General features: G+C 42.0%; 12 protein-coding genes and 1 riboswitch. Of the genes, 1 reads left to right on the top strand and 11 read right to left on the bottom strand.

Annotation, left to right across the window (positions count from 1 at the left end; all coding sequences use genetic code 11):
* Window positions 1-245: 245 nt before the first annotated feature.
* The 3 genes from CB4_RS12235 to CB4_RS12225 form a co-directional block, all read right to left on the bottom strand.
* Window positions 246-509, bottom strand: a complete 264-nt coding sequence (locus tag CB4_RS12235; protein WP_096466074.1) for a hypothetical protein — start codon at window positions 507-509, stop codon at window positions 246-248.
* A 167-nt stretch (window positions 510-676) separates the two neighbouring features.
* The gene (locus tag CB4_RS12230; RefSeq protein ID WP_096466073.1) at window positions 677-991 is read right to left on the bottom strand and encodes a DMT family transporter; all 315 of its coding nucleotides are present in this window, start codon (window positions 989-991) and stop codon (window positions 677-679) included.
* Window positions 991-1,338, bottom strand: coding sequence for a DMT family transporter (locus tag CB4_RS12225; protein WP_096466072.1), 348 nt, complete (start codon window positions 1,336-1,338; stop codon window positions 991-993). Before CB4_RS12225 ends, CB4_RS12230 begins: the two co-directional genes overlap by 1 nt.
* An 80-nt stretch (window positions 1,339-1,418) precedes the next feature.
* Window positions 1,419-1,515, bottom strand: a riboswitch (guanidine-I (ykkC/yxkD leader).
* Window positions 1,516-1,609: 94 nt separating this feature from the next.
* Here CB4_RS12225 and CB4_RS12220 point away from each other — a divergent pair.
* A complete protein-coding gene (locus CB4_RS12220) occupies window positions 1,610-3,574 on the top strand; it encodes an acetoacetate--CoA ligase (protein WP_096466071.1) in 1,965 nt (654 codons plus the stop codon).
* A gap of 61 nt (window positions 3,575-3,635) precedes the next feature.
* On the opposite strand, the gene CB4_RS12215 is transcribed toward CB4_RS12220, so the two are convergent.
* The 8 genes from CB4_RS12215 to CB4_RS12180 form a co-directional block, all read right to left on the bottom strand.
* Window positions 3,636-5,606, bottom strand: coding sequence for a methyl-accepting chemotaxis protein (locus CB4_RS12215; RefSeq protein ID WP_096466070.1), 1,971 nt, complete (start codon window positions 5,604-5,606; stop codon window positions 3,636-3,638).
* Between the two features lie 227 nt (window positions 5,607-5,833).
* Window positions 5,834-6,397: an AarF/UbiB family protein gene (locus CB4_RS12210; protein WP_096466069.1), complete on the bottom strand. Its 564-nt coding sequence runs from the start codon at window positions 6,395-6,397 to the stop codon at window positions 5,834-5,836.
* Between the two features lie 25 nt (window positions 6,398-6,422).
* Complete coding sequence (locus tag CB4_RS12205; protein WP_157737960.1) at window positions 6,423-7,490, bottom strand: aminoglycoside phosphotransferase family protein; 1,068 nt, start codon at window positions 7,488-7,490, stop codon at window positions 6,423-6,425.
* A 57-nt stretch (window positions 7,491-7,547) separates the two neighbouring features.
* Window positions 7,548-8,729, bottom strand: a complete 1,182-nt coding sequence (locus CB4_RS12200) for a carboxylate--amine ligase (protein WP_096466067.1) — start codon at window positions 8,727-8,729, stop codon at window positions 7,548-7,550.
* A gap of 15 nt (window positions 8,730-8,744) precedes the next feature.
* On the bottom strand, window positions 8,745-10,079 hold the full coding sequence (locus CB4_RS12195; protein WP_231955985.1) for a glycosyltransferase family 4 protein: 1,335 nt from the start codon (window positions 10,077-10,079) through the stop codon (window positions 8,745-8,747).
* Window positions 10,076-10,732, bottom strand: coding sequence for a PIG-L deacetylase family protein (locus tag CB4_RS12190; protein WP_096466066.1), 657 nt, complete (start codon window positions 10,730-10,732; stop codon window positions 10,076-10,078). The genes CB4_RS12195 and CB4_RS12190 overlap by 4 nt, the downstream gene beginning before the upstream one ends.
* Before the next feature lie 153 nt (window positions 10,733-10,885).
* Window positions 10,886-11,713 carry a LysM peptidoglycan-binding domain-containing C40 family peptidase gene (locus tag CB4_RS12185; RefSeq protein WP_096466065.1) on the bottom strand — a complete coding sequence of 276 codons (828 nt, stop codon included), beginning with the start codon at window positions 11,711-11,713 and terminating at the stop codon, window positions 10,886-10,888.
* 127 nt (window positions 11,714-11,840) lie between these two features.
* Entirely contained in the window at window positions 11,841-12,542 is a 702-nt protein-coding gene (locus CB4_RS12180) for a 3'-5' exonuclease (RefSeq protein ID WP_157737959.1), read from the bottom strand.
* Window positions 12,543-12,570: the final 28 nt, after the last annotated feature.

Below are 12,570 nucleotides of genomic sequence, written 5' to 3'. Positions count from 1 at the left end.
GCTTGTGTTTGACGGTATTTGCCTAACACTCGCCCCGCTCCATACACATAGAGTATTATCATCTCTTGCTAGATATGGAGGTGAATTTCATGGGATTCTTTAATAACAATGAGGAGATCGGTGTAATCCTGGTTCTCTTTATCCTTCTTGTGATTATCGCTTGTGCATGCGATTAATCGAATTTCTGTCTACGTAGCTTTCTATAAAACAAAGCCATTCCTACGAACAAAATGGCTTTGTTTTACTTATTTACGCCCTATTTTTTTCCTAATATCGTCGATTTGACTTTTCGTAACTCCAGACTTTAACAGCATGGATAGTAAGGACAAAGACGATCCGCCTTGAGCAAAACCTTTAAACTGTCGAACATATTTGTTAAGTTCAGCATCTGAAAATGTCTTTCCTGCTGCCTTTCCCGCCTCTTGAATGGCTTTTCGAATGGTTTTATCATCCTGTAACTTATTCTTTGGAATCGCCTTTACAATATTGATAATGCGATTTATGTCCATACATGTTCCCTCTCCTTCTACTAAATAGATACTATTATTCTATTTAGTAGAAGATATAAGGGTAACAAGGCAATCGCACAAGTTACGTCCAAAGTTCAGGAATCATTTGCACGGCTGGCGGGTGCCATTGCCCATTACGTACAGACATCTGAGCTGCCCTCGCTCCTCTATGAAACTAACTTGAGTCCGATAGCTGCACCAAGCACCAGCAAGATAAACAAAATCCGGCGCCAGTCTTTTGATTCCCCATATAGCACCATGCCTAAGATGGCTCCGCCAGATGCCCCGATTCCTGTCCAAACCGCATACGAGGTTCCCATCGGCAATGTTTCCATCGCAAGCTCAAGAAAAAGAAAGCTGGCACCAAAACCAGCAAGCAAGAGCAAAAAAGAGATCCGATTTCGATCTTGATGCCATTTATTAATCATGGCAACGCCAAACATTTCACACAATCCAGCTATCACCAAATACATCCAGGCCATTATGATTCAACTCCTTCTGTTTTTGCTTTTTCATCTTTTGTCACCATTTTCAAGCCAATCACACCAACCAGAAGCAGCAAAATGAGCAGCACTTTCATGAAATTGAACGGCTCACCAAACAAGATCATCTCGGAAAGCACGGTTCCCGCTGTGCCCATTCCGACGAAAACGGCATACACCGTACCAACCGGCAATTTTTCACCTGCCATAATGAGTAAATAAAAGCTAATCCCAATCGAGAGCGCCGTTCCAAGCCACGTCCATCCATCATAAGCATGCTTGAGGCCGATCACCCAGAACACCTCGAAAAATGCCGCAATCAACACTTTCACCCATTCCTTGTTCATTTTCTTTCTCCTCTCTTTCCTCACGTTTCTTTGACGTATTCAACCAAAAAAGCCCAGAAGATATTCTGTGTTTGACAGATATCTCCCGGGCTTTTATCCCTCCGTGCCACAGCAGCGCTGTGCGTTTTCTCTCGGACCAGACCGATGTACTCTCGCGGAACCCTAGAAAACGTAACGTATACAGTTCTTTTTACTATAGCTGGTCCAGTCTTATTTTTCAAGATAATCATAAATATAAAGAAAGTAGCAATGTGACCTATGAGGTGATACGATGACAGCGATTACAGAAGGGACTCTTCTCTGGCAACCCGATCAAGAACGGATACAGAATTCCGGCATTCACAAGTTTACGACCTGGTTGAAAGATAACAAAGGCTTATCGTTTCCAGATTACAACGCCCTGTGGACATGGTCTGTGGAGTCACTGGAGGATTTCTGGGAAAGCGCCTGGCAGTATCACGGAATTCAGTCTCTAGCTCCGTATACAACGGTGCTGGAAAAACTCGTCATGCCTGGAGCCAGATGGTTTACAGGAGCTAGGCTGAATTATGCGGAGCATGTATTCAGACACGCTTCGGATACAAGTCCTGCCATTGTATTTCAATCCGAACATGTACCGTTAACCGAGATGTCCTGGTGCGAACTCAAGAGACAAACGGCTTCTTTTGCCCAGAACTTGAGAGACATGGGAGTAGTACCTGGCGATCGCGTGGCGGCTTATCTGCCAAACATTCCGCAAGCGATTATTGCTTTTTTAGCTTGTGCCAGCATCGGTGCGATCTGGTCAAGCTGCTCACCTGATTTCGGGACACCAAGCGTCATTGACCGCTTCCGGCAAATCGAACCGAAAGTATTGATCACAGTCGATGGCTATCGGTATAACGGGAAACTACATGACAGAAGAGCTGTAATTAGCGAACTACAGGCATCACTTCCCGGTTTAGAAAAAACCATTCTTGTCTCGTATGTTTATGATAAGTCGGATACAGAAGCGTTACTGTTTGAGAACCTTATCGAGGAGGAAACAGAACTCACCTATGAGCATCTGCCATTCGATCATCCGTTATGGATTTTGTATTCGTCCGGCACAACCGGCATCCCAAAAGCAATCGTGCACCCTCAAGGAGGGATCATTCTTCAGCACCTAACTACCTTCGCGATTCAGCAAGGACTTACTTCAAAAGATCGTTTATTCTGGTTTACTACAACCGGCTGGATGATGTGGAATTATGTGGTCGGTTCTCTTCTTGTTGGGGCAACGATTGTGCAATATGATGGAAGTCCTACCTATCCAGGACCTCATGTTCTATGGGAACTTGCGGAAAAAACGGAGATTTCCTCGCTGGGCATTAGTCCTGCGCTTATTGGGATCTGCATGAAATCAGGCCTTCATCCAGGGAAACAGTTCAATCTAACCAAGCTGCAAAACATCGGCGTAACCGGAGCACCGCTGACCCCGGACGGATATGAATGGCTCTATACGGCTGTAAAAAAAGATATATGGGTAAACTGTACGAGCGGAGGAACGGATGTATGTACAGGCTTTGTGGGTGGAACTCCCATCCTGCCAGTGCGAGCCGGGGAAATACAATGTCGACTATTAGGAGCGAAAGTGGAAGCCTTCAATGACGCAGGAAACCCTGTTTTGGATGAAGTAGGAGAACTCGTCATTACTCTTCCGATGCCCACAATGCCGGTTTATTTCTGGAATGACCTAGGCGGAAGCCGCTACCGCGAGAGCTACTTTGAGCTGTTCCCCGGTTTGTGGCGGCATGGTGATTGGATCAAAATCAAATCAACGGGCAGCTGTGTCATCTACGGACGCTCGGACTCCACGATTAACCGCCAGGGAGTTCGCATGGGAACAAGTGAAATGTATCAAGCGACGGAAGGATTGGATGAAGTTCTTGACAGTTTAGTTGTCGATCTGGAGTACGTAGGAAGAAAATCTTTTATGCCCTGCTTTGTCGTTCTCAAAGACGGTGTCTCTCTTACGGATGAACTCAAGCAGCGAATCAAAACAAGGATCGGCAAACTGGCGTCTTCCCGCCATATTCCAGATGAAATCTATCACGTTCAGCAAATTCCACGTACCGTAAATGGTAAGAAGATGGAGGTGCCAATCCGTAAAATTCTGCTTGGTTTCCCGCTAGAGAACTGTGTAAGTCCTGGTTCGATGAGCAATCCTGATTCGCTTTCTTTCTTTATTGAGCTAGCGAACACGCTCAAGACGTAAAACAAAAACCCCCATCCGTTCTGTAACCAAAATGGATGGGGGTTTTCCTGTTCTACTGCTGCTAAATTTTGAACTGTTTCATCACTTGCTGCAATTCATCACCAAGGGAAGCTAAGCTGTTCGCATCACCGGAAATCTGATTCGCCCCCGCTGCCTGCTGTTGACTGGCTGCACTCACTTCTTCAGCTCCCGCTGATGCTTCCTCCGTAACGGCTGAAATCCGCTCCATACTTTCCCCGATCTCCTGCCCTACATCCTCTAAGCTTTTAATCGCGGTATAAATTTCCTTATTCTTATGCAACACATTGTCAATATGCAGGACGATTTCCTCGAACACTTGTCCTGCCTGATAGACCGTTCTTGAGCCTTCTTCCACCACACGCGTACCGCTTTGTGCGGACTGTACGGCACGTTGACTGTCATGTTGTGTTTCCTTAATTAGTGCCGCGATTTGAGAAGCAGAGTTGCTTGTCTCATTGGCTAACTTTCTCACTTCTTCCGCTACTACCGCAAATCCTTTCCCATGATCACCCGCTCGTGCCGCTTCAATGGAGGCATTTAACGCCAGGAGATTGGTCTGTTCCGCTATATTCGTAATCATGCCTACAATGTTTCCAATTTCTTTTGAACGTTCATCCAGCTTTTGAATCATCTCGGATGTCTGTTTTACCGTTTCATTTACTTCTGTCATTTTTTGAATCGCTTCATTGGCATACCCTAAGCCACTCTCCGCTGATTCTTTACTTTGATTGGAGGCGGATAACACTTCACTTGTATGATTGGCAATCCGGTTAACCGTTTGAACCATATCATTCATTTGACTTGTCGCGTGTGTAACTGATGACGCAATATCCACAGTGCCAGAAGCTAATTCTGAAATCGTAATCGCGACCTGCTCGGCAGACATTTTCGTTTCCTGACTTGTAATCGCCAGTGTATCAGATGACGCTTTAATATGGGTCGACACTTTGCCAATCTGACCTAACAGATCTTGAATTTTCCTCACCATCACATTGAAATTCTCTCCTAATCGGCCGACTTCATCGTTTGCAGCATGCTCTACCTTAAGGGTCAGGTCTCCATTCGCCACCTGAGAGGTCAACTCACTCATTTTTTGAATCGGACGAACCAGGCGAGTAGAGAAGATAACAACAACAATAATAGCGAAAATTAAGACAACAGAAGCGCTAACAAACGATAGCTTGGCTAAATATGTTAACTGTACAGACGCTTCTGCTACAGGCACTGTCAAGAAAATACTCCATCCGGTAATCGGGAGTTTCTTATAAAAGGTATACTTGTCCACTCCATCAAATACATAGCGTACCTCACCAGTTTCGCCACGCTGCGCAGCTTCATGTGCTTCGGCAAGTTTTGGTATGTTTAGCTTTGTCACATTACTTTTCATCACTAATTCTTTTTTTGGATGGCCAATAATAAGCCCGTCTTTTTGCGTTATGCATGCATAGCCAGTTTGTCCGATTTTTACTTCACTTGCAATCTTAGTCAGCGTATCAATTGGAAACGTCGTTCCCACTAACCCAATCGTCTTTCCTTCCTTATTTTGAATGCGATTGGCTACTACAATGCTTAACTTTCCTGTTGTTTTACTCGCAACCGGCTCCGAAATCACATACTTACTCCCCTGCATAATTTGTTGAAAGTACGGACGGTCTGCAATATTTGCTCGTTTATCTTCTGTTGTGAGTGCATCTCCGTTACTGTTCGCTACAAATAACATCGTATATTCCGGGTATTCCTTTAGCTTTTGCTTCAAATAGGTCATTTGCACAACCGGATTCATACTCGTCATCTCTTCACCGGTTGCAATATTGGACAGACGCTCCACATGCATTTGTAATTGATCATTTAATTTTATGCTTAGCAGCTCTAGTTCAACCATCGACTTTTCACGAAAGTTTTGTTCGAGAAACTCTTTTGCTTTGTTGTGATTTAGCCATGCTACTCCAATCAGAGCTAGACACATGATTGGAATTATAATCATCAATAACTTTGATTTAATACTTTTCATTCTAGCGACCCCTCTCTCTCTATCATCCTATAGCAACATAATAAACATGACTATCATACCAGATAAATGTGTGAATTTTAGAAAAAAAGAAAATTTTGCATATTATAATTTTCGTTCAAGTGAATCGGACATCCAAATGAACTCTAGCTAAGGACGAAAGCTGCAATCTTTACCAATAAGAAAAAGCCAGCGCATGGACCGTTCCCATATACGCTGGCTTCTTCTTATTAAATGTGTTTCCATTCCTCATAAAGAGATGGGCAAAGCTTATTCACATGTTCCAAAAACTCTTTTAAAACCCCCATCTTTTTTAATCCAGCTACTAATTTAGTAGGAACAGTTCTAGCTGAAGTCAACGCCCGCTTGTGATCGATTACTTTTATTTCCCCCTGCTCATTGAATAAAATGTGACGAACCTCCGTATCGTGTCTCGCAAATCCCACTCTTTTCATTTCTTCCAGCATGAATAAAATTTTCCTTACGATTGATTCAGACAATTGCCGCTCTTTTTTTGCGATCTTCTTAAGAGAAGTTCCGTTCACATACTCCATGACTATATAGTTTGAGCCATACTCATAAAGCCGGGGAATAACGGAAGATAATTGTCCCACCTGTAGTGCCTCCAACTCCCTTTGTTGAGTTTCTTCCTCATAAAAAATTTTGACGCACCGCTCAGAAGTCAATTGATAGATCGTTCCATCCCCTCCCTGGCCTATCTGTCTGTATCCTTTTAGATGTTGAACGCTGACTGTTCCGTTATTCTTAGTTACTATATCCTTGAAATCTTCCATTCCTAATCCCTCTCCTTCATTTCTATTATAGAAGTCCAAGTTCTTTTCCCCAGAGTACGATTTTCTCCAGGTATCTTCCTAGGAGTGCGCTCTTTTCTCCGTTCAATACCCTGCGCAAATGATTAAGCAGCCGCTTTTCTAAAACTCTCTGCAAATAGGTCATTTTTAACAAGTTCAGTGGATCCTCATGGAAGACAATTCCCTTACTTTGCATCTCTTTACTATATAAATGAACACAATGACTGCGAATGTCTTCGGCTTTCTTATGCCAATCTTTACGGAAGTCAATTAATAATTCAACAAGAACCACCAGGTCATACCAGACCGGAGCATATTTCACAGACTCCCAATCAATCAATTGAATCGGCCAGGCTTGCTGTTCATTTACGTTTGTACAGCAAACATTGTGAATATGGAGATCACCGTGTATGAGACTTTGCCCTGCCTCCATAATTTCAGGGAAAAAGATAGGACCTTTTTGCAATATTTTGTGGATAACGTTATAGCTAGGTTCCACCATTTCTCTTAGACCAGGTTCTTTCATGGCCTTGTCGAGATACTCCTTTGTTTTTTCGATATGTTTACTTCTCTCCAACGTGATCAATTTTGAATCATAACGGGGAAGCCAGGAATCGAAAACGTGTGCATGCTGCAAAAAACGATTTTCAAATGTGAGGGCATGAAAATTTGCTACGGTAGGAATGATTTGTTCCAAATGTTTTGGGACTAATTTGATTTGTCCGCGTAATGGCTTTACATACTGTGTGAATAACCAGATTTCTTCCTTGTTTACATTCTCGATCCAATACATTTGCGGCATAAATTCCTGCAAAAGTGTATAAGCTCTCTGATACATATTAATTTCAACCATTTGATTTTCTTTCAGTGGCAGTTTGAAAATTTTAAGAACAACCGGAATAGATTCAATCCCATCCGTAACAACTAGTTTCCAAATACTCGTTTTTTTTCGCGAGTCTTTGAGAGTTTCTATTTGATGATCCACTAACGTAACCGTATTACCGAAAACAGATGTAAGCTTATCTCCCCAACGAAATTTTTGCCAATTGTTTAAAATTTCTTCTTTACTGCTCAACGGAACAATCCCCTCGCTTCTATACATTCTGAACGTTCCACCTTCAAGAGCATCATCCTATTTCCTTATCCATAAATTACGCAAGTGCGAGGTAAAACTCCTCACAAACGGCAAAGGATCATCCCAGGCAAACAGAGCTTCTACCTTCTCTCCTCCTGATAAACACTTTATCCATTCGGTGAACGTCATCTCCCCATTTTTTTGCTTTTGACGGAAAGAAAGAAAATCACGGACCAAATACACCCACTTGATTCCCTCTTTTTGTCTATTTACCGGCGATGGGTTCTGATCGGTTAGCGACAAATAATACAAGTAGGCTAAATCAACGCCACAAGCAATTGATAGCCTTTGTGTTAACCCAATTCTTGGATTGATTTCAATAAATTTTAACTTCCCATCCCTTGGATCTTTTTTAAATTCTGTGATCGCTAATCCTTTGAATTGTAGTTCATTCAAGAATGATACACATGCCTCCACCACTTCTTCATCTCTTACACTTAGGGCAAGAGCCGTGGAGCCAAAGTGAGGGGGGAATTGATGAATTTTTTGATTCATCCATACACCGATTACGTTCATCTGTTCATCAAAAAATGTTTTAACGGAATAAATGCACGCCTCATTTCCGGGGATCACTTCTTGAATCATTAGTTCGCCAAATTGGCGATAAAAAAGATATCCTTCTCGCAATTCTGATGCCTGCTCTACCATGATTGCTTTTTTATACAGCCGGTGATCGATTCGTTTACGGAAATCGGAAGAATAGACCGGTTTTAAAATACAAGGAAAGGTAACTTCATGAATGATTTGTTCAAGCTGATGCTCATCGTGAATCACAAATGTTTTAGGACATGGAATGTTATGCTTGCGAGCCAATTCATACGTTAATCTTTTATCTAACACTGCTTCAACGAGTGAGTGTTCTGGGAGTAGGAAACGATAGTATCGAGATAATTCCGTTCTGTATTTGGAAATAAACTGAACAAAGTCATCAGAACCGGCATAAAGTACCGCTTTCTCCGCAAAGTTTTTTCCGATACTCGTTAAAAATCGAAGTAGTTCCTCTTCCTCAGAGGCGGGATTGGGACAAATACCGCAGGTCGCATGCCAGGTTTTTCCGATTTCATATTTCCCTTTCGTATCATACGCATAAACTCGAATTCCCTTTTCTTTCAAACTCCGAACAATACCGATCCCCGTTGCACTCAAATCAAGGACAACTGCCGGAATATCATGTTGCATTTCTTCTTCCTCCTGTTATAGTAACGATCGATACACCTCTTCTATTTTTTTTACCATGTTCGTAACGGTTAAATGTTTTTTGGCAACCTTTCTGGCATTTTGGGCTACTGTTTCCCTTAAGGTTGAGTCGTGTAAAAGAAGCGATAATTTTTCGGCTAGTTGTTGAACGTTTCCCGGTTCAGTAAGTAATCCAGAATGATAATCTTGAATCAGTTCCGGTATACCACCGCAATTCGTCGTAATAATCGCTCGTTGTGCGAACATAGCCTCAATGATCGAAATCGGTAGCGTATCACTCGTGGTTGGTAGGACAACAATATCGGATTGACTTAACAATTCAGGAACATCGGTTCTGCTTCCTAAAAAGAAGACGTTGTCTAATTGTAGAGCACGAACTTGATTCTCCAGCTCTTCTCTCATGACCCCATCCCCTACAATCCATACATCAACATTTTTTAATTGGTTTTTAAGTAAAGCGAGAGCTTCAAACAAATATTTATGTCCTTTACGAGGACGAAGACGTGAGATACAAGTAATGATCGTTTTGTCTTCTAACATTTTTGCTTTCTGCTCGATGTTATCCGCCCTAAAATTGATACCGGTATAAACCGTTGTCATTTGGCTATCCTCGGCACCTAAACTTTTTAGAATGGGGCGAAAGGCTTCACAGAGAATGATTACCTGGCTTGAACTTTCAATCGCTTTTCTATCCAATGACAAAAAGTATGTGGCTTCTATTGAATCCTTTTCGATTAGATTGAACTTTAATTTGCTATGGGTCATAAATCCATGGGGAGTGAAAAGAAGTGGTTTTTTGTAGCGTTCGTTTAATGCGCCTAGTATATTGGCGGTAAACCGATCCTGAGCGTGGAAAATATCATATCTCTCTAAATTCATATCTCGTAACATCATTTCATAACTGTAGAGATGCCGATCATTATCTAGTATCTTTTCACTATAGCACCCGTATCGGTCACGATAAAATTGTTTATTATCTTTCTTTATTTCCTTGCGTAAACCGGTAAGTTTATCCCTCTCAAATTGGGTGGGAGCAATAATATCAACACGATGCCCCAGTTCTTCCAAACCAGACTTAAGCATTGTTAAATAATTCTGCAATCCTCCAACAGCAGGGTACTTCCAAAATGTCGTAAGTAATATACGCATCTTTTTGCTAGGCTTTGCCTGAGCCTGTGCCTGAGCTTTCTTTGTCCCTGATTGTTTTTTATAGGAGGGAGTTATGCCATAATATTGATCCATTGCAGAAATCAAATAAGGATATGGAATCAACTTAGAAGAGACCTCACTCATTCGTTCACCTTGATTCGAATGGTTCTTCTTATCTGTCATTTCCATACCCTCCTTATGATTTCAAAAGCTTCTGCATAATTAACTCCTACTGTCATTCCTCGCACATGGGCTAAATATTTTACTCCTTCATAAGAACGGGGATGAGGAAACGGCCTCATCTCCATATCATAATACTGAAGAGCTTTCAGTTTTTCGTCTATTGTGTCTGTAATGTCCACAAAATAATTCGGTTTAAATGCTTTATCATTCGTGTGCTGGGTCCATTCGCTAGAAGAAACCGTTTCAAAACAAAGAATTTCAACGGGTTGTTTTCCAGGTAGGGGACGGGCTGCCGTTAGAACGGCTTGAAAGAGAATTTGATGGTCACGATTAATGTCACCATAATGATGAGTAAAAATCATAGAGGGTTCATACTTGTTCAGTAAGGCTTCAATCTCTTTATTGATGACATGTAGCGGAAAGGTTTCCAATAATAGATTGGGATATTCCAAAAAAACAGTCTCTTCTACTCCTACGTGTTTGTTTGCTTTTATCATAAACTGCCGAATGTGATCTTCCTCTTCCTTACGTCCTTTTGCGACAATAACGGTGGTGACTTTACATCCATGATTAATTAGCTTTTTTATCGTTCCACCGGTGCCAAGGAGTTCATCGTCGGGATGAGCGGCAATGACTAACACATTTCCACTCATTGATCCACCTCACCCTCATTAAAAATTATCTTGTTTATTTATATGGAAATGAACTCATGGAGGAAACGGACATGAGTGGAAAAAAGAAAAACCTGAATCATGTTTTGGATTCAGGTAATGCACTTCATTGAGAAGGGGACCAAATCTGTACTGTTATTTAATAAAACGCCTTGCTCCTGCATAACAAGCTTTATAGTAATCATCACCAAAGATGTATTCAATCTGCACGCCATCTTTAGGACCTGTATCCGCATTAATCATTTGATCATTTCCCATATAGATGCCTACATGCGTGATGATAGAAGAGCCGTGTTCCTTAAAAAATACGAGGTCCCCTTTGCGTAATTGATCTTTTGCTACCGGAGTTCCATATTGAAATTGCCAATTTGAGGTGCGGGGAAGGTTAACTCCGATTTTACCAAATACGTATTGCGTCAAGCTCGAACAATCCAACCCAACCCACGGGGTGGTGTCTCCCCACACATACGGGACATCGAACTGGTCTTTTGCCAATCCAATGATGTAATTCGCCTTTGTTTCCCAATTAGCAGTGGGCGAAATGGACGGAGGAACGGTTGGGATATTGATGACTAATCCTGGTTGGATGTTATGTTTATCGTTGATTTTTGGATTTGCCTGTATCAAGTAGGAAAAATTGATGCCGAATTTTTTAGAAATCGTCCAAAACGTATCCTGACTCCGAACGGTATACGTTCTTCTCGATACTTCACTCGCGGGGATTAATCCAGGCATTGGTTTATGCCCGTTCGGAAGATTAATCAGCAACCCCTTCCAAATGTTTTTGGGATCAACGAGTGGATTAATCGCTTGTAAGTCAGAAGCACGTACTCCTGCCCGCTGCGCAAGCGACCAAAATGTATCCCTCCCCGTTGATGTATATTGATCATACGGAGCGGCAAAACTTGTGCCTTGAAATAGTAGTAGTGCTAAAAAAGTTCCGAGAAAAAGTTTCCTTTTCATGCGTGTTCCCCCTGTGTCATTTTTCTTCTCTTACCTTGTCCGTATTCCAATGCTACTATTCGCCACATACTTCAAAGCCTAAAACAAAAACCAGGTGCAGAGACGTTCCTCTACACCTGGTTTTTGTTCATTCTATCCGCACTCTCTGCGCTTCCGTAAAACACTGCTTGCATACTTTCGCCCGTTTAAGCCGATTTGATTTCGGATAATAAAACGTGCCGCATCGCTTACACTTCCGGTACACCTTACACGAACTACCCCGCATAAATTCTTGAATGATATTTCCTGTTTTATCTTCACACAGCAACGTAAATATTTTCGCCGTGTTCATCGCATCATCGAGCGCATCGTGCTCTTCCCCGATCCAGTGCAAACCGAATACTTCAACCGCATTTTTCAAGGAAAGCTGTTGCTGATTGGACTCCGGAACATACCTTTTGATGTATGCCTGTAGATCAATATACGGATCTATCCATTCCCCATCCATCTTGTGCATTTTGCAATCACGCAGCAAAGCGAGCTTATCTGAATCGCTCCATCCAATAAATACGTACTCTTCTTCTCCAATCCAGCGCTTAAATTTTTCTACCACACGCACGAGCGACTCAGCTTTTGCGATCGTTTGTCTCGGTATTTTCGTAAACTTCCGCGCGTAATCGGTATATGTATACACCGGTTTAATGTATTCATAAAAACGTTCACACGTATACGTCTTGTTTTTTATATCTTCCTCTGTAATTTTTACTGCACCGATCGAAATGATTTCCATCGGATTCGGACTTTTCCATACACGTCCATTTATTTCTGTATCCATTACAATATAATTCACCACTATGACCACCTTGCCTGGATTCATC

The organism is Aneurinibacillus soli, assembly GCF_002355375.1.
GTDB lineage: Bacteria > Bacillota > Bacilli > Aneurinibacillales > Aneurinibacillaceae > Aneurinibacillus > Aneurinibacillus soli.
Note: the sequence above shows the minus strand (reverse complement) of the source record. Positions and strands in the feature narration are given on the sequence as shown.

Bases quoted from the DNA above. Each gene is read 5' to 3' on its own strand.
- CB4_RS12215 (WP_096466070.1), bottom strand. From the start codon at position 5,606: ATGAAAAGTATTAAATCAAAGTTATTGATGATTATAATTCCAATCATG.
- CB4_RS12200 (WP_096466067.1), bottom strand. From the start codon at position 8,729: ATGCAACATGATATTCCGGCAGTTGTCCTTGATTTGAGTGCAACGGGG.
- CB4_RS12225 (WP_096466072.1), bottom strand. From the start codon at position 1,338: ATGAACAAGGAATGGGTGAAAGTGTTGATTGCGGCATTTTTCGAGGTG.
- CB4_RS12185 (WP_096466065.1), bottom strand. From the start codon at position 11,713: ATGAAAAGGAAACTTTTTCTCGGAACTTTTTTAGCACTACTACTATTT.
- CB4_RS12220 (WP_096466071.1), top strand. From the start codon at position 1,610: ATGACAGCGATTACAGAAGGGACTCTTCTCTGGCAACCCGATCAAGAA.
- CB4_RS12190 (WP_096466066.1), bottom strand. From the start codon at position 10,732: ATGAGTGGAAATGTGTTAGTCATTGCCGCTCATCCCGACGATGAACTC.
- CB4_RS12195 (WP_231955985.1), bottom strand. From the start codon at position 10,079: ATGACAGATAAGAAGAACCATTCGAATCAAGGTGAACGAATGAGTGAG.
- CB4_RS12235 (WP_096466074.1), bottom strand. From the start codon at position 509: ATGGACATAAATCGCATTATCAATATTGTAAAGGCGATTCCAAAGAAT.
- CB4_RS12210 (WP_096466069.1), bottom strand. From the start codon at position 6,397: ATGGAAGATTTCAAGGATATAGTAACTAAGAATAACGGAACAGTCAGC.
- CB4_RS12230 (WP_096466073.1), bottom strand. From the start codon at position 991: ATGGCCTGGATGTATTTGGTGATAGCTGGATTGTGTGAAATGTTTGGC.